The 22,075-nt window shown below is 71.5% G+C and carries 18 protein-coding genes; 7 read left to right on the forward strand and 11 right to left on the reverse strand.

Translation table 11 applies throughout. The features are described from left to right. Positions 1-176 precede the first annotated feature (176 nt). Positions 177-1,985 (reverse strand): phosphoenolpyruvate carboxykinase (GTP), encoded by a 1,809-nt coding sequence (locus tag ACFW3L_RS07905; protein WP_378738296.1) that lies wholly within the window; start codon positions 1,983-1,985, stop codon positions 177-179. 315 nt (positions 1,986-2,300) lie between these two features. Beyond that, positions 2,301-3,203 (reverse strand): universal stress protein, encoded by a 903-nt coding sequence (locus ACFW3L_RS07910; protein ID WP_378737654.1) that lies wholly within the window; start codon positions 3,201-3,203, stop codon positions 2,301-2,303. Positions 3,204-3,438: 235 nt separating this feature from the next. Between ACFW3L_RS07910 and ACFW3L_RS07915 the strand changes: the two genes are divergently transcribed. Further along, positions 3,439-4,167, forward strand: coding sequence for a DUF998 domain-containing protein (locus tag ACFW3L_RS07915; protein WP_378737656.1), 729 nt, complete (start codon positions 3,439-3,441; stop codon positions 4,165-4,167). A 135-nt stretch (positions 4,168-4,302) separates the two neighbouring features. On the opposite strand, the gene ACFW3L_RS07920 is transcribed toward ACFW3L_RS07915, so the two are convergent. The 4 genes from ACFW3L_RS07920 to coaA all read right to left on the reverse strand — a co-directional run bounded on the left by ACFW3L_RS07920 (position 4,303) and on the right by coaA (position 9,662). Beyond that, complete coding sequence (locus tag ACFW3L_RS07920) at positions 4,303-5,895, reverse strand: tetratricopeptide repeat protein (RefSeq protein ID WP_378737658.1); 1,593 nt, start codon at positions 5,893-5,895, stop codon at positions 4,303-4,305. Between the two features lie 86 nt (positions 5,896-5,981). Continuing rightward, positions 5,982-8,111, reverse strand: coding sequence for a HelD family protein (locus tag ACFW3L_RS07925; protein WP_378737660.1), 2,130 nt, complete (start codon positions 8,109-8,111; stop codon positions 5,982-5,984). A 151-nt stretch (positions 8,112-8,262) separates the two neighbouring features. Then, positions 8,263-8,568: a hypothetical protein gene (locus ACFW3L_RS07930; RefSeq protein ID WP_378737662.1), complete on the reverse strand. Its 306-nt coding sequence runs from the start codon at positions 8,566-8,568 to the stop codon at positions 8,263-8,265. Between the two features lie 188 nt (positions 8,569-8,756). After that, positions 8,757-9,662: a type I pantothenate kinase gene (gene coaA / locus ACFW3L_RS07935; protein WP_378738298.1), complete on the reverse strand. Its 906-nt coding sequence runs from the start codon at positions 9,660-9,662 to the stop codon at positions 8,757-8,759. 333 nt (positions 9,663-9,995) lie between these two features. On the opposite strand from coaA, the gene glmS reads away from it, so the two are divergent. Then, complete coding sequence (gene glmS, locus ACFW3L_RS07940) at positions 9,996-11,849, forward strand: glutamine--fructose-6-phosphate transaminase (isomerizing) (RefSeq protein ID WP_378737665.1); 1,854 nt, start codon at positions 9,996-9,998, stop codon at positions 11,847-11,849. A 64-nt stretch (positions 11,850-11,913) separates the two neighbouring features. On the opposite strand, the gene ACFW3L_RS07945 is transcribed toward glmS, so the two are convergent. Both ACFW3L_RS07945 and ACFW3L_RS07950 read right to left on the reverse strand, forming a co-directional pair. Further along, a complete protein-coding gene (locus tag ACFW3L_RS07945) occupies positions 11,914-12,273 on the reverse strand; it encodes an STAS domain-containing protein (RefSeq protein WP_378737667.1) in 360 nt (119 codons plus the stop codon). 147 nt (positions 12,274-12,420) lie between these two features. Beyond that, a complete protein-coding gene (locus ACFW3L_RS07950) occupies positions 12,421-12,972 on the reverse strand; it encodes an ATP-binding protein (protein ID WP_378737669.1) in 552 nt (183 codons plus the stop codon). A 374-nt stretch (positions 12,973-13,346) separates the two neighbouring features. Between ACFW3L_RS07950 and ACFW3L_RS07955 the strand changes: the two genes are divergently transcribed. Together ACFW3L_RS07955 and ACFW3L_RS07960 are read left to right on the forward strand one after the other, a co-directional pair. Then, on the forward strand, positions 13,347-14,192 hold the full coding sequence (locus ACFW3L_RS07955) for a helix-turn-helix domain-containing protein (RefSeq protein WP_378737671.1): 846 nt from the start codon (positions 13,347-13,349) through the stop codon (positions 14,190-14,192). A 431-nt stretch (positions 14,193-14,623) separates the two neighbouring features. After that, positions 14,624-14,857, forward strand: a complete 234-nt coding sequence (locus tag ACFW3L_RS07960) for a DUF397 domain-containing protein (RefSeq protein WP_017543997.1) — start codon at positions 14,624-14,626, stop codon at positions 14,855-14,857. A gap of 228 nt (positions 14,858-15,085) precedes the next feature. Here ACFW3L_RS07960 and ACFW3L_RS07965 read toward each other — a convergent pair whose 3' ends face one another. Continuing rightward, positions 15,086-16,447, reverse strand: a complete 1,362-nt coding sequence (locus tag ACFW3L_RS07965; RefSeq protein ID WP_378737673.1) for a KamA family radical SAM protein — start codon at positions 16,445-16,447, stop codon at positions 15,086-15,088. A 413-nt stretch (positions 16,448-16,860) separates the two neighbouring features. Between ACFW3L_RS07965 and plsX the strand changes: the two genes are divergently transcribed. Beyond that, a complete protein-coding gene (gene plsX, locus ACFW3L_RS07970) occupies positions 16,861-17,937 on the forward strand; it encodes a phosphate acyltransferase PlsX (protein WP_378737674.1) in 1,077 nt (358 codons plus the stop codon). Between the two features lie 25 nt (positions 17,938-17,962). Here plsX and ACFW3L_RS07975 read toward each other — a convergent pair whose 3' ends face one another. After that, positions 17,963-18,403, reverse strand: a complete 441-nt coding sequence (locus ACFW3L_RS07975; RefSeq protein ID WP_378737676.1) for a protein phosphatase — start codon at positions 18,401-18,403, stop codon at positions 17,963-17,965. A gap of 99 nt (positions 18,404-18,502) precedes the next feature. On the opposite strand from ACFW3L_RS07975, the gene argS reads away from it, so the two are divergent. Then, the gene (gene argS, locus ACFW3L_RS07980) at positions 18,503-20,248 is read left to right on the forward strand and encodes an arginine--tRNA ligase (RefSeq protein WP_378737678.1); all 1,746 of its coding nucleotides are present in this window, start codon (positions 18,503-18,505) and stop codon (positions 20,246-20,248) included. 209 nt (positions 20,249-20,457) lie between these two features. Then, positions 20,458-21,060 (forward strand): YceI family protein, encoded by a 603-nt coding sequence (locus ACFW3L_RS07985; protein WP_378737680.1) that lies wholly within the window; start codon positions 20,458-20,460, stop codon positions 21,058-21,060. Between the two features lie 85 nt (positions 21,061-21,145). Here ACFW3L_RS07985 and ACFW3L_RS07990 read toward each other — a convergent pair whose 3' ends face one another. Further along, positions 21,146-22,069 carry a ribokinase gene (locus ACFW3L_RS07990; RefSeq protein ID WP_378737682.1) on the reverse strand — a complete coding sequence of 308 codons (924 nt, stop codon included), beginning with the start codon at positions 22,067-22,069 and terminating at the stop codon, positions 21,146-21,148. Positions 22,070-22,075 lie beyond the last annotated feature (6 nt).

Genomic DNA, 22,075 nt, shown 5'->3' on the forward strand with positions numbered 1-22,075 from the left:
CAACCGCCTTCCCAGCGGCCAGACCGCACCTAGTGCGCAGGCCGCGCGGTCGGGTGCCACGGTGGGGGGCGGGGGGCCCCGCCCCGCGTCAGGGGGGGCGGCGCCCGGGGCGCCCCCCCGCCCCTCTCGTGAGGTGACCGGCCGTTCGCGCGGTGGTGGACCGGCCAGGGAAGGCGCTACTTCTCCAGACGGCTCAGCAGCGCGTGGTACTCGTCCCAGAGCTCGCCGGGCAGGTCGTCGCCGAAGGTCCGGAAGAACTCGGGGACCAGGGCGGCCTCCTGCTTCCAGACGTCGGTGTCGACGTCGAGGACGAACTCCATGTCCTCGGCGGATACGTCCAGGCCCTCGGTGTCGATGCCGTCGGCGGTCGGCAGGTAGCCGATCGGGGTCTCGACGGCGGCGGCCTCACCCTCCAGGCGGTCGACGATCCACTTGATGACGCGGCTGTTCTCACCGAAGCCCGGCCACACGATCTTGCCGTCGGCGTTCTTCTTGAACCAGTTGACGTAGAAGATCTTCGGCAGCTTGGACGCGTCGGCCTGCTTGCCGATCCGCACCCAGTGGGAGAAGTAGTCGCCCATGTTGTAGCCGCAGAAGGGCAGCATCGCGAACGGGTCGCGACGCAGCTCACCGACGGAGCCCTCCTGGGCGGCGGTCTTCTCGGAGGAGACGTTGGCACCCAGGTACACGCCGTGCTGCCAGCTGAAGGACTCCGACACCAGCGGCACCGCGGTGGCCCGGCGGCCGCCGAAGAGGATCGCGGAGATCGGGACGCCCGCGGGGTCCTCCCACTCGTCCGCGATGGTCGGGGCCTGCCCGGCCGGGGTGGTGAAGCGGGAGTTCGGGTGGGCGGCGGGCTCACCGGACTCGGGCGTCCAGGGACGGCCCTTCCAGTCGGTGAGGTTGGCCGGGGCCTCCTCGGTCAGGCCCTCCCACCACACGTCGCCGTCCTCGGTGAGCGCGACGTTGGTGAAGATGCTGTTGCCCCAGAGGGTCTCCACCGCGTTGGCGTTGGTCTTGGCGCCGGTGCCGGGAGCGACGCCGAAGAACCCGGCCTCGGGGTTGATGGCGCGCAGCTGGCCGTCGGCACCGAAGCGCATCCAGGCGATGTCGTCACCGACCGTCTCGACCTTCCAGCCGGGAATGGTCGGCTGGAGCATGGCCAGGTTGGTCTTGCCGCAGGCGCTCGGGAAGGCGGCGGCGACGTAGTGGGACTTCCCGGCGGGCGAGGTCACCTTGAGGATGAGCATGTGCTCGGCCAGCCAGCCCTCGTCGCGGGCCATCACCGAGGCGATGCGCAGCGCGTAGCACTTCTTGCCGAGCAGGGCGTTGCCGCCGTAGCCGGAGCCGTAGGACCAGATCTCACGGGTCTCGGGGAAGTGCGAGATGTACTTGGTGGAGTTGCAGGGCCAGGCGACGTCCTGCTGGCCGGGCTCCAGGGGCGCGCCGACGGAGTGGACGGCCTTGACGAACTCGCCGCGCTCCTCGATCAGGCGCAGGGCGGCGTCGCCCATGCGGGCCATGATGCGCATGGAGACGACGACGTAGGCGGAGTCGGTGATCTCGACGCCGAGCTGGGAGATGTCGCCGCCCAGCGGGCCCATGCAGAAGGGCACGACGTACATGGTGCGACCGCGCATGGAGCCCCGGAAGACCTCGCCGAAGGTGGCGCGCATCTCGTCGGGGGCGATCCAGTTGTTGGTGGGACCGGCGTCCTCCTTCCGCTCGGAGCAGATGAAGGTGCGGTCCTCGACCCGGGCGACGTCCGTCGGGTCCGACGTGCAGTAGAAGCTGTTGGGGCGTTTCTCGGAGTTGAGACGGGTGAAGGTGCCCTGCTCGACCAGCTGGTCGGTCAGGCGTGTCCACTCCTCCTCGGAGCCGTCACACCAGACGACCTCGTCCGGCTGGGTGAGCTCCGCGACCTCACGAACCCAGGAGACGAGTTCCTCGTTCTTGGTCGGGGCGGCGCCCACATCAGTACCCACGTCAGCAGTCACAACGGCTCCTCATCGAACTTACGAGATCCCTCGCATCATGAACGACGAGTGCCGAAGCTGACCAATTGGACTAGGCCAATGGTCTATACGCATAGGGCCGACGGGACTGATTCCACTGCACAGCAGGGGATTCGGGTGGTTCAGGTCCCTGCCGCGACGTGTCCCCGCACGCCGTGCTCCGGTACTGATCGGAGCCGCTTTCCCCTGTACGGAGGGCAGGAGCACACCCGGAGACGACACACGGTGCTCTTAGTCACACAACGGGCGCGGGGAGCGGAACCCCGGAATAGACCTCTGCCGGGCTCAGCGGACGATGGCGACCGGCCCGCGGGCCCCGTGCAGGACCGAGTGGCTCACAGAACCCAGCAGCAGCCCCCGGAAACCGCCGCGCCCGCGCGATCCCACCACGACGAGGTCGGCCGGGGTGGCCTCCTCCAGGAGCGCGACCACCGGGTGCGCGCGCACCACCCGCGTGTGGACGCGGACCCCGGGGCGCAGCAGGCGCGCCTCGGTGAGCTCCTCCTCCAGGGCCTGCCGGGCCGCCTCGGCGGCGGTGGCGTCGTCGAACAGCTCGGGCGGGATCGGCCCGGTGGCCGCCGCGAAGGCCACCAGCGGCTGCCACGCGCTCACCGCGACCAGGTCGGTGTCGGCGAACTCCGCCTGCGAGAAGGCGAACTCCAGGGCGTGGCGGCTGGGCTCCGAGCCGTCCACCCCCACGATCACCCGGCTGCGGACCCCGTGCGCGGACGCGTGGTCGCGGGGCAGCACGATCACCGGAACGGGGGAACGAGCGGCGAGTTCGATGCCGACCGACCCCACGAAGGCGGCGGCGATCCCGCTGAGGCCGCGCGAACCCACCACCACGGCCACCGCCCCCGGGTCGGCGGTCTCCGTGAGCAGCGCCTCCGTAGGGCGGGAGAAGGAGACGCGGGTCTGGACGGCGAGCTCGGGGAACAGCCGGGACACCCAGTCGCCCGCGTGGTCGAGCAACCGTCGGGCGCCCGCTCCGGGCCCGTCCTCGACGCGTTCCTCCGCACCGCCCCAGACCCCGAGGTCCTCGGTGACGAGTGGGTTCGCCGCGGCGACGATCCGCACCCCGAGACCACGGAGCGAGGCCTGGTGCGCGGACCACTCCAGGGCGTGCCTGCTGGAGTCGGTGCCGTCCACCCCCACGATCACCCATCGCGTCGTGGTTGCGCCGTTCATCACGTGCGCCCTTCCGTAGGTCGTCGATACCCGCGCGGCTCCGGACCTACCGGCCGGTGCCCCGTGGTGTTCCACGATGATGCCGCGCGAACACGCACCCGTGGATAACAGTGCCGCCGCGAGTTGGCTGACGTAGGGTCCCAGAACGGCCCGTGTCCCCGCGACGACGGAACGTGGGGGCGTCCTGGTGCGTCCGAGAGTCATACACGAGTCAGCTGCGGAGACTGGGGGCGCGATGACGAACTCGAACACCGCGACACTGCACTGGGACCACCGGGACGGGCGTGTCGCCGCCGTGGTCGCGTCCATCGTCTACAGCCTGTGGGCCGTCGAGGTCGTCCTCCCCGCCGGACCGGGCACGGCCGCCGGGGCCCTCGCGGACCCCCACTCCACGCTGGGGCAGTTCCTCGACAGCGCGCACCGGACCGCCGCGATCCTGGTGATCCTCGCGGCCGGGCTGGGCCTGGCTCTGGGCGCGCGGCGCCCACGCCGCTGGCTGACCGTCTCCTGGTGGTCGATGGCCGTGTTCGGCGCGGCCTCGCTGGCCGCCTCCCTGCTGCCCGGCCGGTGCGTGGTGTCCACGGACGCCGCGTGCACGGTCGAGTCGCTGGTGGAGGGGGTCCGGGGGGCGACGGTCGTCCAACCGGTGCTGGCCGTGGTCGCCACCCTGGCCGCGCTGCTGGCCTCGGCCGCGCTGACCTGGGACCGCAGGCGGGCCGGGGAACGCGCCTGGGCGGTCCTCGCGGTGATCACGCTGGCCCAGGCGGTGGCCGCCGTGGTGGTCCTGGTCCTGGCCGCGCTGGTGTACGCCGCCTCCGGGGACGGTTCGCCCGGGGTCGCCCTCGGCCTGGCCGAGCGCGTCCACCTGGTGACCGTGGCCCTGTGGCTCCTGGCGGCGGGGGCCGTGCCGGGACAGTGGAAGCGTCGGCGCAGGCTCAGCGACACCGGTCACCCGACCAACTGAACCGCTGGCTGTCGGGACGCGGTCGGCGGGGCTGGGGCACCCCGGGACCGGGCCGTCGCGGTTCGGGGGTGCGGGGTCCGGGTCCGCGCGGATCCGGTTCCCGGGGCTCGGGGGCGCGGGCGCCCTCTCCTTCTCTCACGCGGAACGGCGCTCCTCTCCCCCGCACACGAACCCGAGCCACTCGGTGTAGGCCTCCAGCGCGGCCCGGGTACCCGGCGCACCCGGCCCCAGGTCACGCTCGCACTCCCGGTGAAGTTCCCCGAGCCGCGCCAGGGCGGTGGCCTCGTCCGAGCCCAGGGTGATGACGAGGGCCCGGAGCATCACGGTCAGCCCGTGGTCGGGGCCCAGCGCCCGGCGGAAGTCGTCCAACAGCGCGGCGATCCGCCGACGGCCCTCCTGCCCCCGGAGATCGCCCTCGGCGGCCAGCCGCAGGCGCACCAGGAGCACGTTCGGATGGAGCGGGCCCAACTCCCGTTCCCAGCGCTCCCGCAGTTCCCGCTGGACGGCGATCGCCTCGGAGTCGCCCCGGGCCTCCAGGACGAGCGCCCGGACGAAGAGGGTCGCTGGGTGGTCGTCCCCATGGAGCCGACACAGGAGGGGAAGCAACGCCTCGGCCTCCGCGAGGGCACCGTCCAGGTCACCGGTGACGACCCGGGTGGTGGCCGCCAGGAAGCGGGCCTCCACGGTGGCCTCGTGCTCCGCTCCCAGGACCCGCTCCAGGTCCCCGAGCGCCCCCTCCGTCTCGCGGCCGACGCCCTCGGTGTCCGCCAGCAGGAACATCAGGCGGGCCCGGCCGACGCGGGCCAGCAGGGTGAGGCGGTGGTCCGCCGAGAGGTGGCGTTCGAGGTCGGGGAGGAGCTCCCTGTAGTCGCGTTCGGCGGCAAGCAGGTCTCCGGCGCGGGTCCGGTGGTGGGCGAGCAGGCGACGGGTGTTGAGGACCTCGCGGTGGTGCGCGGGCTGGACCGTCTCCCGCGCCGCGAGGAGTTCCGCGCAGGCCCCGGCCGCTCCTTCGTGGTCGCCCGCCTCCGCCCGCCAGCGCACGAGCTGGACCCGGGCGGCGAGGGTGTCGGGGTGCCCGGGCCCGTGCACCCGCTCCCGGGCGGCGACCTGGTCCGCGCAGGCCCGGGCCGCGCCGATCGCGTCACCCGCCCGCGCGTGCCAGCGGACCAGTTCGGCGCGGGTCTCCAGGACGTCCTCGTGGTTGGGCCCGAGGGCGCGGCGCCGGCGGGTGAGGAGTTCGGCGTAGGCCGCGACGGTCGCGGAGGCCCGGCCGGTCTTCCCCGTCCACCAGGCGAACCGTTCGTAGGCGGCCAGTGCGCCCGGGTCGTCGGTCCCCCTGGCCTGCCCGACCGCCTCCGCCAGACGGCCGTAGCTGTCGGCCGCCAGGTCGGTGAGGTCGGACTCGCCCCACAGGCGGGCGATCTCCGCCTGCAGGGCGAGCATGTGCGGGTGCAGCGGCCCGGCGCTGTCCGAGAGCCGGCCGGCCGCGCCGCTGAGGCCGATCGCCGCCCCGGCCGGGTCGTCCTCCCGCTCCTGGCGGAGCGCCATGTGCACGCGCAGGGTCAGGGCGTCGGGGTGGTCGGCCCCGAACCGCTCCCCGGCCTCCTCGTACAGCGCCCCGAGCTCGTCGGCGGACCCGCGCTCGACGGCCCCCCGCACCCGCCGGTCGAACCCCTGGTCCCCGGTTCCGACCGGCGTCCGCAGTTCGTCGAGGACGACACCCCTCATGCTGTTCCCCCTTCGCGCGTCCGTCCCCAGTTCCGACGACGGAACCGGCCGCGGGGTTGCACCCACCTTCCGAGGAACGGGTCGGATCAGGCGAGGGTGTCGGGAAGCGGGCGGGTGTGCACCACGTGCAGGGAGCTCACCGCGCGGGTCAGGACCACGTAGAGGCGGTTCACGCCGCGCTCCTCGGCCTCGACGATCGCGGCGGGTTCGGCCACCACCACCGTGTCGAACTCCAGGCCCTTGGCCAGGCTGGCGGGGACGGCCACCAGCCGGGCGCCGTCCATCCCGGCCTCACCCAGGAGGGGGGCGTCCACGCCCTCGGCGGCGAGGGCCTCGCGCAGCTCGGGCAACTGGTGGTCGGCGGCGATCAGGCCCACCGACCCCTCCCCTCGGAGCGCGCCCCGACAGGACTCCGCCAGCGCCGGGGCGATGCCCTCGGTGGCGGGGACCAGCCTGAGCGCGCCCGGGGAGCGGCGGACCGCGACCGGTGCGCCCAGCCCAGGGGCGATGGAGGGCAGGAGCCGGGCGGCGAAGTCGATGATCTGCGCCGGCACGCGGTAGCCCCGGTTCAGGGCGTGCAGGTGACCGGTGGGCTTTCCCAGGTGTTCCAGCAGCGTCGTCCAGTTGCGCGCCGCCGAGGGGCTGGTGCCCTGGGCGATGTCCCCGAGCACCGTGAGCGAACCCGCCCCGGCACGGCGGCCGATCGCCCGGCACTGCATGGGGCTCAAATCCTGTGCCTCGTCCACGACCACGTGCCCCAGCCCCGGGACGCGTTCGATCAGCGCCGTGGCCTCGTCCACCAGGGCCAGGTCCTCCTGCGACCAGAGCGCCGACTTCGGCCCGCGGGGGCGACCCGGCAGGAGCAGGACCCGCTGCTCCTCCTCGGTGAGCAGGCCCTCGGCCGCACGCGCCAGCCGCTCGGGGTCGGTGAGCAGCCCCAGCACCATCCGGAGCGGGTCCACCTTGGGCCACAGGGCCGTGACGGCGGCGCGCACCGCCGGGTCCCGCCGCACCCGGGTGTGGGTCCGGTCGTCGCAGACCTGGCCCTCGGCCTCCATCAGGGTGAGGACCGCGTGCGCCATGCGGTGGGAGAGGAGTTCGCGGCCGGACCCGTAGGCCACGCCGCGCTCCGCGAGTTCGTCCAGCAGAGGGCGCAGGTCCTCGGGGTACAGCCGCCAGCGGCGCGATCCCTGGCGGACCATGACGGTCTCCTCGGGGGCCCGCAGGTGCGCCCACAGGTCGCGGCGGAGCACCTCGGCCATGACGGCGGAGCCCTTGGTGCGCGCGGCCTCGGGGGTCTCCGTCCGGCGGACCCACCCCCGGGCGGGCCGCAGCCGATCCGGGAGATCCCGGGTGAGCAGCTCCTCGACGGTGGTCTGGTGGACGTCCACCTCGCCCAGCGCCGGAAGCACGTCCTGGATGTACGAGAGGAACGCGCGGTTGGGCCCGATGATCGCCACCCCCGAACGGGACAGGCGCTCGCGTTCGCTGTAGAGGAGGAAGGCGATGCGGTGCAGGCCCACGGCGGTCTTGCCGGTGCCGGGGGCGCCCTGGACGCACAGGGTGGTCTCCAACGGGGCCCGGACCAGGACGTCCTGTTCCGGCTGGATGGTGGCGACGATGTCACGCATGGGGCCGGTACGGGGACGCTCGATCTCGGAGTTGAGGAGCGCGCCGCCCGGCGCGGCCTCGGGGGCGTCCGGGCCGGTCATGAGGTCCTCGTCCTCGAACGCGGTGAGGACCGACTCGGGCTCGCCGTCCTCGCCGGTGACGGTGCCGAACCCGTAGCGTCGGCGGACCCGGACGTCCATCCGGTCGCCTGGCGAGGCCTGGTAGTACGCGACGCTGATCGGCGCGCGCCAGTCCAGGACCACGGGGCGGCCCCGGCCGTCGTGGACGTGGCGGCGGCCGATGTGGACGCGGTCGGGGTGTTCGGAGGGGGTGTCGTCGAGGAAGACGGTGCCGGGCTCGAAGTCCATCCGCCCGAAGTAGAGGGGGGCGCCGGGGACGTCGGCCAGGGCCGCCAGGCGGCGTTCGCGCCCGCGCCGCAGGGCGGCGTCGGTGACCTTGTCCTTGGCGGCGTCACCGAACAGGAGTTCGGTGGCGTCGACCGTCTCGCGCATGCCGCGCAACGCGGCGCGGGCGTCGGTGAGCGCCCGCCGTTCGGCGATGATCTCGGGGTCGGCGGGCACGGTCGAGGGATCGTTCGTGGTCATGGGGACCTCGTGGTTCGGCGGGACAGGACGCGACCTCACGCGTGCGCGCGGTCCCGCCCCGGTCGCCGCGAGGGCCCGGTTCGTTCCGATCCATGAGCGCGCACCACGACCCCGGGGGGTCGGTGATGCCGAACCCGTGAGCCTACCCGAGCTACCAGACGCCGGAGCGGTCCGGAGTGAGCATCGCGTCCCGGACGCCGTCCCAGCGCACACGGCCGAGGCCGCCGCCGAGCTCCACGTCCTCGATGACGGCGTCGATGGTCCGCCGGTCGTACTCGTCGGTGAGCTCGACACCGCCGTCGCGGTAGTCGGAGACCAGTCCGACCACGTACTGCCGCAGTTCGGTGACACCCCTGCGGGCGGCGGCGCGGGCCTGTTTGTCCCAGCGGGCGTCATGCGGGATCCACGACGCGACGACCTCGGTGGGGGTGGGGACGTACTCGTGAGGAGTGGCCATAGGGTCACGGTAACCATGAGGCGGGGAGCACGGGGCCGTTAGCCGGATTGTCCGTCCGGCCGCTCCGCCGGAGCCCCGTTCACCTCGGGTCCGACCCGGCGGGGAGCCGTGGGACCCCGGTCACACCGCCGACCGAACGGGTACCGGACCTCCCGACCGCGGAGGCGGCGGGGAGGCCGGGGACCCGTTCAGGTCTTGCGCAGGCGCACACGGCTGACGCGGTGGTCGTCGCCCTTGAACAGCACGAGGGTGGCCCGGCCCCGGGTCGGGCGGATGTTCTCCACGAGGTTGACCTCGTTGATGGTCTCCCAGGTGTTGGCGGCGAACTCCAGGGCCTGGGTCTCCTCGATGGTGGTGGCCATGTGGTGGAAGTAGGAGCGGGGGTCGGAGAAGGCGGTCCGCCGCAGCTCCCGGAACCGGTCCAGGTACCAGCTGCGGACGTTGTCCACCTTGGCGTCGACGTAGATGGAGTAGTCGAAGAAGTCGGCGACCGCGAGCCGTCCCGCCGTCGCGGGCTGGAGCACGTTGATGCCCTCGACGATGAGGATGTCGGGGCGGTGCACGGTCTGGCGCTCGCCGGGCACGACGTCGTAGTGCAGGTGGGAGTACACGGGGATGTCGAGGCGGTCGGCTCCGGCCTTCATCTCCGACACGAACCGGACCAGCGCGCGCCGGTCGTAGCTCTCCGGGAACCCCTTGCGGCGCATGAGCCCGCGCGCCTGGAGGACGGAGTTCGGGTGGAGGAAGTTGTCCGTGCTGACGAGCTCGACGTCCGGGTGGTTGGGCCACTGCGCGAGCAGGGAGCGCAGCAGGCGCGCCGTGGTGGACTTGCCCACGGCGACGCTGCCCGCCACGCCGATGATGAACGGCGACGGCCGGTCCGACTCCCCGAGGAAGGCGCGCACCGCGGCGTGCCGCTGCTGCGTCGCGCCCACGTAGAGGTTGAGCAGCCGGGAGAGAGGCAGGTAGATGTCGCGGACCTCGTCGAGGGAGGTGGGGTCGTTGGTACCTCGCAGGTCGCTGAGGTCGGCCTCGGTCAGGGACAGGGGCGTGGAGGCCCGGAGCGCGGCCCAGGCCGCCCGGTCCAGTTCCACGTACGGCGAGGAGATGCCGTTCTTCGTCGCGTGAGACACGGTTGACCACCTTAGACGAGGCGCTCCCCCACTCCGGGCAGCCGGTCCCCCGATTGTCCGACGCGGAGGCGGAACGTGCCGGACACCACACGTTCACGCGGGCGACACGCAAGGTTTTTTGGGTGGGTTCGTCGGGGTGGGAACCGGTTCCACTCGGCGCCCTCCCCCACCCTCCCACCTGCGTGGTCCACCTCGGATACACCAAATGGTCTATACCGCCACCTGGGAAAATACCTATTGGTATGTACCACTGGTTGGTCGATTCCGGACATCTTTTGGCTTACGCTGGCGCCCATGTGCGGAATCGTTGGCTACGTCGGGCCGCAACCGGCGCTTGAGGTCGTGGTGAACGGCCTCGCGAGGTTGGAGTACCGCGGATATGACTCCGCGGGTGTCGCTGTGCTGGGTGAGGGAACCCTGCGCTCCGAGAAGCGGGCGGGCAAGCTCGCCAACCTTCGCCAGGCTCTGGAGGAACACCCTGTCTCCGGTGAGGGAGCCGGGATCGGTCACACCCGTTGGGCCACGCACGGCGCACCCAACGACGTGAACGCCCACCCCCACGTCGACAACGACAACCGGGTGGCCGTCGTCCACAACGGCATCATCGAGAACTTCGCCGCCCTCCGGGCCGAGCTGGAGGAGCAGGGCTGCAAGTTCCTGTCCGAGACCGACACCGAGGTCTCCTCCCACCTGCTCAGCAAGGAGCTGGAGCGGCGCGGCGACGGTGACCTGCCCGGGGCCATGCGCGAGGTGTGCAAGCGGCTGGAGGGCGCCTTCACGCTGGTCGCCGTCTCCACCGACGACCCCGACCTGGTCGTCGCGGCGCGCCGCAACTCGCCGCTGGTCGTCGGTCGCGGCGAGGGCGAGAACTTCCTGGCCAGCGACGTGGCGGCGTTCATCGCCCACACCCGCGAGGCGGTCGAGCTGGGCCAGGACCAGGTCGTGGAGCTGCGCGCCGACTCCGTGGTCGTCACCGACTACGAGGGCAACCCGGTGGACGTGCGTGAGTACCACGTGGACTGGGACGCCTCGGCGGCGGAGAAGGACGGCTTCGACTACTTCATGCTCAAGGAGATCGTCGAGCAGCCCAAGGCTGTCGCGGACACGCTCCTGGGCCGGGTCTCGGTCGACGGCCAGCTCACCCTGGACGAGATGCGGCTGACCCCCGCCGAGCTGCGGTCGGTCGAGAAGATCGTCATCATCGCGTGCGGCACGTCGTATCACGCGGGCCTGATCGCCAAGTACGCGATCGAGCACTGGTGCCGGATCCCCTGCGAGGTGGAGGTCGCCAGCGAGTTCCGCTACCGCGACCCGATCCTGGACCAGCAGACCCTGGTCATCGCCATCTCGCAGTCCGGCGAGAGCATGGACACCCTGATGGCGGTCCGCTACGCCCGCGAGCAGCGCGCCCGCGTGCTGGCGATCTGCAACGTCAACGGGTCCACGATCCCGCGTGAGTCCGACGGCGTGCTGTACACGCACGCCGGTCCGGAGGTCGGGGTGGCCGCCACCAAGACCTTCCTCACCCAGCTGGCCGCCTGCTACCTGATCGGCCTGTACCTGGCCCAGGTGCGCGGGATGAAGTTCGGTGACGAGATCAACGCGGTGATCGCGCAGCTGGCCACCATGCCGGAGCAGATCGAGCGGGTCCTGGACTCGGTGGAGCCGGTCCGTGCGCTGGCCCGTTCCCTGGCCGACGAGAAGACCGTCCTGTTCCTGGGCCGCCACGTGGGCTTCCCCGTGGCGATGGAGGGCGCGCTCAAGCTCAAGGAGCTGGCGTACATGCACGCCGAGGCGTTCGCCGCCGGTGAGCTCAAGCACGGCTCGATCGCGCTCATCGAGGACGGTCTTCCGGTGGTCGTCGTGGTGCCCTCGCCCAAGGGGCGCAGCGTGCTGCACGACAAGATCGTCTCGAACATCCAGGAGGTGCGTGCCCGTGGTGCCCGCACCATCGTGATCGCCGAGGAGGGCGACGAGTCGGTGCGTCCGTACTCGGACTCGCTCATCGAGATCCCGGCGGTGCCGACCCTGCTCCAGCCGATCGTCGCGACGATCCCCATGCAGGTGTTCGCGTGCGAGCTCGCCCTGGCCAAGGGCAACGACGTCGACCAGCCCCGCAACCTCGCCAAGAGCGTGACCGTGGAGTAGGTACCGACACGTCCGGGGCGTGTCGCACGGGGGTCTCCCCCGGCGGCGCGCCCCGTTCTCGTGGTCAGTGCAGGGCGTGGGCGGTGTGGCTGGACCGGGCGGCGGCGACGTCGGCGTGGGTGGGAAGCACGGCGTGCAGGTCCAGGACGTCCAGGATGCGGCTCAGCTGGCGGGGCGGGCTCGCGATGAGCAGGTGGCGCTGGGAGCCGGAGGCGATCCGCACGGCGCCGACCAGGGCGTTGACCCCGGAGGCGTCGATGAAGCCCACCCCGGAGAGGTCCACGACGGTACAGTTCTCGATCACCGAGGAGGCCAGCCGGGCGTGGACGCCCTCGGCCGTGGCGATGTCGATCTCGCCTTCGAGGTGGACGACGGACATGCCGTCGCAGCGGAAGTGCTCCTGGTCGGGATCCAGTACGGCCACGCCTTACTCCCGTGTTCGGGGCCGGTGGGGTCTGTGGCGCCGTCGGTCAAATGCCGACATGCCCTTGACAGCCTACTCGGACCGGCGGGCTGCACTGCTGTCCCGGAACGCGGCCGTTGCCCGTTTCCCGTGGAAATCGGCGCACCCTCAGAACGGATCAGAACCGCAAATCGCCCAGACGATCTTTCCGTGACCGTCCACGGGATTCCATCCCCATTCGCGACTGAATGCGGCCACCAGCCCGAGCCCGCGCCCCGACTCGGCGAAATGGTGCGCCTCGACCCGGACCGGACCGCGCGGGTTGGGGTCCGCGACCATGCAGACCACGGCGCCGTCCCGGGGGAACGGCCGCAGTTGGAGGGTGACCCGGGTCCGCTCGGGGAGGTCGTCGCGGACCGCGTGACGGCACGCGTTGCCGACGAGTTCGGAGATGACGAGCCGAAGGTCCTCGGCCAGCCGCGAGAGTCCCCACGCGGACAGGTTGTCGGCGCCGAACTCCCGCGCCGACCGGACCGAGTCCGGTACCGCGCCGTAACAGGCGGCGGCGCCACCAGGAGCGCGGGTGCTCTCCCCGATGCCCAGTCGGCCAAGCGACGGGTCCCACCACCCGCCCCGGGTCGCCTCGGGCGTGCGCGCCCGGGAGTGCGGACCCCAGGATGCCCCGGCGTGCAGCTCCGAAGGCACCAGCTCTGTGTTCATCACGGTCCTCACGGATGATGTCGGTTCGCGCGTCCGGCCTGTGCCGCGCTCTGCTCCGGCGTACGTGTTCCTTACATACGCAAACCACAGATGCACGTGCAGCTCAACGTTCGGCAACACTATAGGAAGCCCTCCCCCTTTCGGTAGGCCCCCTCACGAAGAATTCGTCCGCCCGTCTTCCGGGATTCCCGCCGGTACCCTTCACTGGGGCTCGAAACGGCGCTCGACGCCCCTGTCCCGGAAGAACGACATCGGTATACTGAGCGGTCGCTCCCGCCAATACCACTCCATAGGGAGGCGAAGTGGTAGCAGACCCAACGCCGAACCACCAGGTCACACAGGATTTCCTGGCCAATTCCAGTGGTGGTCCCACTGTGCTGCGCATTCTGCTCGGCACCCAGCTGCGGCGCTTGCGCCAGGAGAAGGGCATTTCCCGGGAGGACGCCGGGTACGCCATCCGGGCCTCCCACGCCAAGATCAGCCGGATGGAGCTCGGCCAGGTCAGCTTCAAGCACCGGGACGTCGACGACCTGCTGAAGCTGTACGGGGTGCGGGAGCCCGCGCAGCGCGAGGCACTGGTCGGGATGATCTCCAGCGCCAACGCCCAGGGCTGGTGGCACAAGTACGGCGACGTGCTGCCGCAGTGGTTCGGCGTCTACGTGGGCCTGGAGGAGGCCGCGTCGGTCATCCGTACCTTCGAGGTCCAGTTCGTGCCCGGCCTCCTCCAGACCGAGGCCTACGCCCGAGCGGTGATCCAGCTCTCGCGCACGGCGACGTCCGAGGAGGACGTCAACAGCCGCGTGAACATGCGCATGCATCGGCAACGGCGTTTCACGTCCGCCGAGGGCGACCCGCCGCGCCTGTGGGCGGTCATCGACGAGGCGGTCCTGCACCGCCCCTTCGGTGGCGCCGAGGTCATGCGGGAGCAGGTCGAGCACCTGCTGGAGATGGCCCGCCGCCCCAACATCACCCTCCAGATCGCCACGTTCGCCATGGGCGGCCACCCGGCCGCCGGCGGACCGTTCAGCATCCTGCGGTTCCCCACGCCGCAGCTGCCGGACGTGGTCTACCTGGAGCAGCTGAGCAGCGCCCTTTACTTCGACAAGTTCGACGACACCAGCCGCTACGCGCAGACCATGGACCACCTGGCCACCCAGGCTCCCCTCCCGGGCCAGACCCCGGATCTCCTCCAGGACTTCCTCAAGCGCTACGGGACCTAGGTCCCAGCCGGTCCGCGGGCACCCGCCCGCGCACAGCCACCGACCGGCTCGCCCGCCCCCCGCACCCCCCGCGACCCCGTGAACGCCCTGCGTACCCACGGGGTCGCTTTCGTGTCCGCCTTCGGCCACGACTGGGAAACAATCACGGAACACCGAACCATCAACGGCTCCGGCACGTTAGTCCTGACATGCGGTTCCTTCGATGCCATCGCCGCGCAGCAGTCGGGGGTTGATTACGGATGCAATCACCGATGCACGTGCATGGACTACGCTTTGGCCTCGTATGGGGACAAAGGGATCACCCGCCAATAAACCGCCCTTCCCTGGACAGGATGGACGGTGCCCGGGTGGTCGGGTCCGACGGTCACGGCGTGCAGGAGCCGTCCGCGGACACCCCGCTCACCTGTCCCCGAACTTCCAGGAGGTTGAGGATGCAACCGATCTACAACGGCGTCCCCGCGGACCGGTTGGAGGTCGCATGGACCAAGAGCAGTTGGAGCAACCCGGACGGCAACTGCGTGGAGGTCGCGACCCTGCCCGGCGGTGACATCGCCGTACGCAACTCCCGCGATCCCGAGGGGCCCGCGCTGGTCTACACGCCAGCCGAGATCAGGGCCTTCGTCCGAGGCGCCAAGACCGGCGACTTCGACGCGCTCCTGGACTGACCCGGGCGGTGCCGGACCCGACGCACCGCTCCGAACCACGGCGCCCCGGGGGCCCTCCTCCCCCACCACAGACCACTCCGGGACCCGTGTCCGCGTCGTCGGCCCCGTGGTCGACACCCGTCCCACGGCGGCCTCCTTCCGTCCACGACGCGGACACGGACGGAGCCCGGCACCCCACCAGGGTGCCGGGCTCCGCTGTCGCCACCGCCCGACTGAGCGGTGCCGCCGCTAGAGGCGGGCCGGGTCGACCAGGCCGTTGGCGCCGATCGGGGCGTTCTCCCACGGGAAGTGGGTGGCTCCGAGGGCGGGCTTGAGGTCGAACAGCCAGGCGGCCTTCTCGTCGTACTTGGCGAAGAAGGGCTGGCCGACCAGCTCCGAGTCGCGCGCCTGGATGAAGTGCAGGACGAAGACCTTCTCTCCCATGATCTCCGTCACGCCGTCCACGCAGACCTTGCCGGGGGTCGCCGACATCGACGGGCCGCGCACGGTCCGGGCCAGGCCCGAGACCTTCTGGTAGGCGCCCCGGAAGATGTCGTAGGCCTCGGCCAGCGGCACCGCGAAGTAGTCCTGCGGGCCCGTGTCACGCTCGACGAACATGTAGTAGGGGACCATGCCGTGACGCAGGTGCGTCCGCCACATGTCCTCCCACGTGGCCGAGGAGTCGTTGATCGTGCGGATCAGCGGGGCCTGGGTGCGGATGACCGCCCCCGTGCCGCGGATGCGGCGCACGGCCTCCTGCACGAGCTCGGACTTCATCTCGTTCGGGTGCGAGAAGTGGGCCATGAACGCGAGGTTCTTGCCCGAGGCCACGACCTTCTCGAACAGGCGGAGCGTGTCGTCCGCGTCCGGGTCGGTGGTGAAGCGCTGCGGCCAGTAGGCCAGCGCCTTGGTCCCGATCCGGATGGCCTCCAGGTGCTCGATCTCCAGCAGCGGCTCGATGTAGCGGGAGATGACCCCCTCGCCCATGATCATCGGGTCGCCACCGGTGAACAGGACACTGGTGACCTCGGGGTGCGAGCGCACGTAGTCGACCATCTGGTCGATCTCGCCCGACGCGAACTTCAGGTCGGCGTCACCGACGAACTGGGCCCACCGGAAGCAGTAGGTGCAGTACGCGTGACACGTCTGGCCCTGCTTCGGGAAGAAGAGGACCGTCTCCTTGTACTTGTGCTGGATACCCGGGATGGGCTCCTCGTTGCCCGTGGTGGGCACGTTGAGGTCCATCTGCCCGGCCGGGTGCGGGTTCAGCTTGGCGCGGACGCCGTTGGCGGCCTCGTTGAGCTCCTTGCGGCCCGCGCCGGAGCTGATGAGGTCCGCGATCCTGGAGACGTCGTCCGTGGGCAGCATGTCGGCCTGAGGGAAGACCAGGCGGTAGATCGGATCGTCGGGAGCGGCGTCCCAGTCGATCAGCTCGTCGATGACGTAGCTGTTGACGCGGAACGGCAGCACGTGCGCGACCGCTTTGACCGCGAGCTGCTCGTCAGCCGCGAGACCGGCTCGCGCCGTGAGCTCGTCAAGGTGTTTCGTCGTGTAGGCACGAAACCGACGTCCGGCGGACGCGGACTGTGCCGCGTCTGGCGTTACGCTCACGCCTCTCCTCTCCTGCGGTTGGACAGGGGCCCGCCCTCATGGAGCAGGGCAGCCCTGACCCGGTGGCTTCGGCATACGGGTACCGGGGAACCACCTGGGGATGAAAAATCAGTTATCGGCTGTGACCAGAGTGTTGTCAGCGACCCAGCCAGCGAGCGGATATACCCCGTCTAGGGGCTTTGTACCCACTCTGCGTAATATCCAGCCCTGACCTGGACATACAGGAAGTATCCTCGCATGACTGCACGAACGTACCGTCCGTAGTCAGTGGCGGGGCGACCCGATAACGTGTCACCACATCACCCCGTCCGGCCCCGAAAGGGCGCGGTCACCCGTGCCGTGAAACCGCGCCGAGCTGCGTGAACGGCCCACCGCACCCGCCCATCAGCACCAACCGACCGTGTGAGGAAGCTGTGACTGGCACATCCGACGCGGACGCACCGGTACCGCGTACGTCACCGCCGATCATCGCGGTGGACGCCATGGGCGGCGACAACGCCCCCGGGGAGGTCGTGCGCGGCGCCGTCAGGGCCGTCCGGGAACTGGGCCTCCGGGTCCTGCTCGTGGGACGCCGGACCGAGATCGCCGCCCAGCTCGCCGAGGAGGGCGCCCTGCGCGACGTCCCGGTGGTGCACGCCGAGGACACCCTCGCCATGGATGAGGGGGCCCTGGCCAGCTGGCGGCGCCCGCGCTCCAGCGCCGCGGTCGCCTGCCGCCTGATCCGTCGGGGCGACGCGGACGCGCTGGTCTCGGCGGGCTCGACCGGCGGGATCGTGGCCACCTCCACGGTGCGGCTGCGGACCCAGCCCGGGGTGCTGCGCCCGGCCCTGGCGGTGACCCTGCCGACCGGACCGGTGCCGACGATCATGGTGGACGCCGGAGCCAACGCCGACGCCAAACCGGAGATGCTGGTCCAGTTCGCGCACCTGGGGTGCGCCTACGCGCAGACCGCCTTCGGGGTGGAGCGGCCCCGCGTGGGCGTGCTCAACATCGGTTCCGAACCGGGCAAGGGCAACAAGCTGATCCGCAGGGCCAGCGAACTGCTGGCCGCCGAGGGATCCGAGTCCATGGACTTCCGGGGCAACATCGAGGGCCACGACCTCATGCTCGGCCGGGTGGACGTGGTGGTCACCGACGGCCACACCGGCAACGTGGCGCTCAAGACCATCGAGGGGACCGCCGCCTTCACGATGGACGCCGTCCGGGACGCCCTGACCTCCTCCACCATGGCCAAGGCGGGGGCGGTGCTCCAGCGCGGCGCCCTGCGCAGACTGCGGGAACGGTTCGACAGCGAGACCTACGGCGGCGCCGCCCTGCTGGGCCTGAACGGCACCGTGGTCATCGCGCACGGGGACAGCCACCCGGAGGGCATCGCGCAGGCCTGTCGGCTCGCCCACGACCTGGCGGGCGGGCGGATCGGTGACCAGATCCGCCGCCGGGTGCCCCACCGCTCCGCGCACTGGCTCCACCGCCGTTCCGAGGAACGCTGATCCGGACGGGGCGGACGTGCCCGGCTCAGTCGCGGGCGTCCCCGAAGGCCCGCACGTAGGCCTCCTGCTCGGGGGTCTCCACCGCGTGCGACGAGTAGTGCTCGCGTACGTGGGCCACGGCCTCCTCGGCGGGCACCCCGTCCAGCACGGCGAGGCAGGAGAGCGCGGTCCCGGTCCGGCCGCGCCCGCCCAGGCAGGCCAGCTCCACCCGTTCCCCGTCCGCGCGTTCCAGGGCCTCGCGGAACCCCGCCAGGGCGTCCGCGTCGTCGGCGGGCAGGCCGAAGTCCGGCCAGCGCACCCAGCGGCCGGGCCACGTGAAGGCCGGAGGTTCGTGCTCCAGCAGGTACACCCCGAACCCGGGCGTCGGGCCCTGGGGCAGCGGGTAGCCGAGGCCCCTGCCACGGACCAGGCGGCCCGAGGGCAGTCTCAGCACACCGGGGGCTTCGGGGTTCCAGGCTTCACTCATGGAGGGGAGCGTATCCGGCGGGGCCCCGGCGTATCGGCGGCCGGGAGGACCGTTTGAAACCTGTCGGGAGGGGGATAGGCGGTCGGTACCCTTAGGGGCATGGCCGACCCGCAGGAAGTACTCTCGCGACGGGTCCAGTCCGCCCTCGGCGCCGCCTTCGGCCCCGAGTACGCCGACACCGATCCCGTCGTCCGTCCGTCCCAGTTCGCCGACTACCAGGCGAACGCCGCACTCGCGCTCGCCAAGCGCCTGGGCCGCAAGCCCCGCGAGGTCTCCGCGGCGATCATGGAGCACCTCGACGTCGCTGACGTGTGCAGAGACATCGAGGTCAGCGGGCCGGGCTTCATCAACCTCACGCTGCGCGAGGACTGGATCGCGGACCAGACGCGCCAGCTCCTCGACGACCCGCGCGTGGGCGTTCCGGTCCAGGAGCGCCTGAACATCCCGCTCGACTACTCCGCGCCCAACGTGGCCAAGGAGATGCACGTCGGGCACCTGCGCACCACCGTGGTGGGCGACTCCCTGGCCCGCACGCTGGAGTTCCTGGGCCACCACGTCATCCGACAGAACCACATCGGTGACTGGGGCACCCCCTTCGGCATGCTCATCGAGCACCTGCTGGAGGCCGGGGAGGACTCCGAGGAGGCCGACCTCCTCACCACGGACCCCAACGCCTTCTACCAGGCGGCCCGGACGAAGTTCGACTCCTCGGGCGAGGGACCGGACGACTTCGCCGCCCGTGCGCGCCGCCGGGTGGTCGCCCTCCAGGGCGGCGACGAGGAGACGCTGCGTCTGTGGCGCGAGCTGGTGGGCCTGTCCCGGATCTACTTCAACAAGGTCTACGCCAAGCTGGGCGTCACCCTCACCGACGACCACCTCGCCGGCGAGAGCAGCTACAACGCGATGCTCGCGGACGTGTGCGACGAGCTGGAGTCCAAGGGCATCGCGGAGATCAGCGACGGCGCCCTGTGCGTGTTCCTGGAGGGCTTCACCGGCCGCGAGGACAAGCCGGTCCCGCTGATCGTCCGCAAGAGCGACGGCGGCTACGGCTACGCGACCACGGACCTGGCGACCGTCCGGTACCGGGTGGACGACCTCAAGGCCGACCGCATCCTGTACGTGGTCGGCGCCCCGCAGGCCATGCACTTCAAGATGGTCTGGGCCACCGCCCGCAAGGCCGGGTGGCTGCCGGACCGCGTCGAGACCACGCACGTGCAGATCGGCAACGTGCTGGGCCCGGACGGCAAGATCCTGCGTACCCGCAGCGGCGCCCCGGTCCGGCTCGTGCAGCTGCTCGACGAGGCGATCGAGCGGGCCGCGGCCGTGGTCGCGGAGAACCGCCCCGACCTGGACGCCGAGAGCCAGGCGGAGATCGCCCGCAAGGTCGGCATCGGCGCGGTGAAGTACGCGGACCTGTCGGTCTCGCACGACACCGAGTACGTGTTCGACTTCGACCGCATGCTGGCGCTGACCGGGAACACCGGTCCGTACATCCAGTACGCGCAGGCCCGGATCCGCTCCATCTTCCGCAAGGGCGGGGTGGACCCCCGGGCCGTCGACGGCGCGATCACCGTCTCCGAGGGCTCCGAGCGCGACCTCGCGCTCAAGCTGCTCGGCTTCGGCGCGGTGGTGGAGCAGGTGGGCGACCACCTCCAGCCGCACCGCCTGTCCACGTACCTGTTCGAGCTGGCGCAGTCGCTCACCGCCTTCTACGAGCACTGCCCGGTGCTGACGGCGTCGACCGACGCCGAACGTGAGTCGCGGCTGGCGCTGGTGTCCGTGGCGCTGCGGGTGCTGGTCCAGGGCCTGGACCTGCTCGGTGTGGAGTCGCCCGAGCACATGTAGCGCGTCGGCGCGCGTACGTCGGGAGGGTCGGGGCCACGGGCTCCGGCCCTCCTTCGCGTGTCCGGTCGGAACGCCGCGTCACGGGGCTTGCGAACGGCGAGTCGAAAGTCTCTTCGCAGGTCAGAGGCGAACCAGGGGATCTGGTCGGGCATCGGACCTACAGTAAGTGGACAAATGTCTCATACCGGACACAGAGGGAGTTAGCGCCCATGACATCCATGCCCGAGTTCGGCCCGCGCACCGGTACCTGGCACCTCGACCCGCTGCACTCCAGCCTGATCTTCGTCGCCCACTACCTGCGCTTCGGCCGGGTCCAGGGCACCTTCGGCAGGGCCGAGGGGCGGGTCCACGTGACGGAGGACCCCGCCCGCTCCTCGGTGGAGGTCGTGATCGCGTCGGACAGCGTCAACACCGGTGTCGACGCCCGGGACGCCCACCTGCGCTCCGCCGACTTCCTCGACGTCGAGCGCCACCCGGAGATCCGCTTCACCTCGACCCGCCTGGAGCCCGGCAGGAAGCGGAACTCCTTCCGCCTGCACGGCGACCTCACCCTCCACGGCACGGCGCTCCCCGTCGTCCTCGACGGCGCGTGGGTGGGCGAGGCCCCCGACTACGCCTCACCCGAGGACACGTACGGCCACTTCTTCTCCGCCACGACCAGGATCAGCCTGTCCGACTTCGGGGTGGGCGACGGCGGGCCCGTGCCCTGGGGCGGCCGTCTCGTCGGGGACACCGTGGACATCGTGCTGGAGGTCCGTCTCCAGGACCAGGACCCCGCGCCGTTCCTGAAGCAGATCGGGCACACCCCCTGACCTCCGTGGCCAGGGGGTGTGCCCGATCCCGCGCGCTCCCGCCCGGCGCCCCGGTCGGGGCCCGACCGCAGGAGCGTCACCGCGCTCAGCCCCTGAGCAGGGCCTCCACCTCGTCCCGCGAGGCCATCGACGAACTGGCTCCGTGCCGTCCCACGGAGATCGCGGCGGCGGCCGCGGCGAACTCCATCGCCTCCCGCGCCGAGCGGCCCTCGGCCCGGGCCACGGCGAACGAGCCGCAGAACGTGTCACCGGCCGCCGTGGTGTCCACGGCCTCCACCTGACGCGCCGGAACGTGCACCGGCTCCTCGCCCCGACGCCCGAACAGCGAGCCGTCCTCGCCCAGCGTCAACAGCACCTCGGGCACCCACTCCAGCAGCGCCGCCAGCGCGGCGCGCGGTTCGGTGTGCCCGGTGATGGCGGCCGCCTCGTGCTGGTTGGGCACGAGCACGTCCACGTTGGCCAGGAGCTCGTCCGGGAGATCCCGCGCGGGGGCGGGCGTCAGGTAGACCGGCACGCCCAGGCCCCGGCCCAGCCGCGCCCCGGCGACCACGGCCTCCATCGGCAGCTCCAGCTGGAGCAGCAGCGCGGCGGCACCGGCCACCCGCGCCTCGTCGCCGTCGACCGCTCCGGCCGCCGCGTTGGCGCCCGGCACCACGATGATCCGGTTGCCGCCCCGGCCGTCCACCGCGATGTGCGCGACCCCGGACACCCCCGGGACGGTGCGCAGACCGGAGGCGTCGATCCCGTGGGAGACCAGGTTGGCGCGCAGTTCGGCGCCGAAGGCGTCGTCTCCGACGGCCCCGAGGAAGGCGACCTCGGCCCCGGCCCGCGCGGCGGCCACCGCCTGGTTGGCGCCCTTGCCCCCGGGGACCTGGCGGAAGTCCGTGCCGGTGACGGTCTCGCCGCCACCCGGGACCGTGTCCACGTAGGCCACCAGGTCCATGTTGACGCTGCCGAGGACGGCGAGGCGCGGCACGGCGCTCACTTCGTTACCCACTTCTCTGTTCATTCCCAG

The organism is Nocardiopsis sp. NPDC058789 (assembly GCF_042745575.1).
Lineage (GTDB): Bacteria > Actinomycetota > Actinomycetes > Streptosporangiales > Streptosporangiaceae > Nocardiopsis > Nocardiopsis eucommiae.

What these genes read in the sequence shown, in the direction of transcription:
- ACFW3L_RS07910 (WP_378737654.1), bottom strand. Translation starts at nt 3,203, where the DNA reads ATGAACGGCGCAACCACGACGCGATGGGTGATCGTGGGGGTGGACGGC.
- ACFW3L_RS07915 (WP_378737656.1), top strand. Translation starts at nt 3,439, where the DNA reads ATGACGAACTCGAACACCGCGACACTGCACTGGGACCACCGGGACGGG.
- ACFW3L_RS07920 (WP_378737658.1), bottom strand. Translation starts at nt 5,895, where the DNA reads ATGAGGGGTGTCGTCCTCGACGAACTGCGGACGCCGGTCGGAACCGGG.
- ACFW3L_RS07925 (WP_378737660.1), bottom strand. Translation starts at nt 8,111, where the DNA reads ATGACCACGAACGATCCCTCGACCGTGCCCGCCGACCCCGAGATCATC.
- ACFW3L_RS07930 (WP_378737662.1), bottom strand. Translation starts at nt 8,568, where the DNA reads ATGGCCACTCCTCACGAGTACGTCCCCACCCCCACCGAGGTCGTCGCG.
- glmS (WP_378737665.1), top strand. Translation starts at nt 9,996, where the DNA reads ATGTGCGGAATCGTTGGCTACGTCGGGCCGCAACCGGCGCTTGAGGTC.
- ACFW3L_RS07950 (WP_378737669.1), bottom strand. Translation starts at nt 12,972, where the DNA reads ATGAACACAGAGCTGGTGCCTTCGGAGCTGCACGCCGGGGCATCCTGG.
- ACFW3L_RS07960 (WP_017543997.1), top strand. Translation starts at nt 14,624, where the DNA reads ATGCAACCGATCTACAACGGCGTCCCCGCGGACCGGTTGGAGGTCGCA.
- ACFW3L_RS07975 (WP_378737676.1), bottom strand. Translation starts at nt 18,403, where the DNA reads ATGAGTGAAGCCTGGAACCCCGAAGCCCCCGGTGTGCTGAGACTGCCC.
- argS (WP_378737678.1), top strand. Translation starts at nt 18,503, where the DNA reads ATGGCCGACCCGCAGGAAGTACTCTCGCGACGGGTCCAGTCCGCCCTC.
- ACFW3L_RS07985 (WP_378737680.1), top strand. Translation starts at nt 20,458, where the DNA reads ATGACATCCATGCCCGAGTTCGGCCCGCGCACCGGTACCTGGCACCTC.
- ACFW3L_RS07990 (WP_378737682.1), bottom strand. Translation starts at nt 22,069, where the DNA reads ATGAACAGAGAAGTGGGTAACGAAGTGAGCGCCGTGCCGCGCCTCGCC.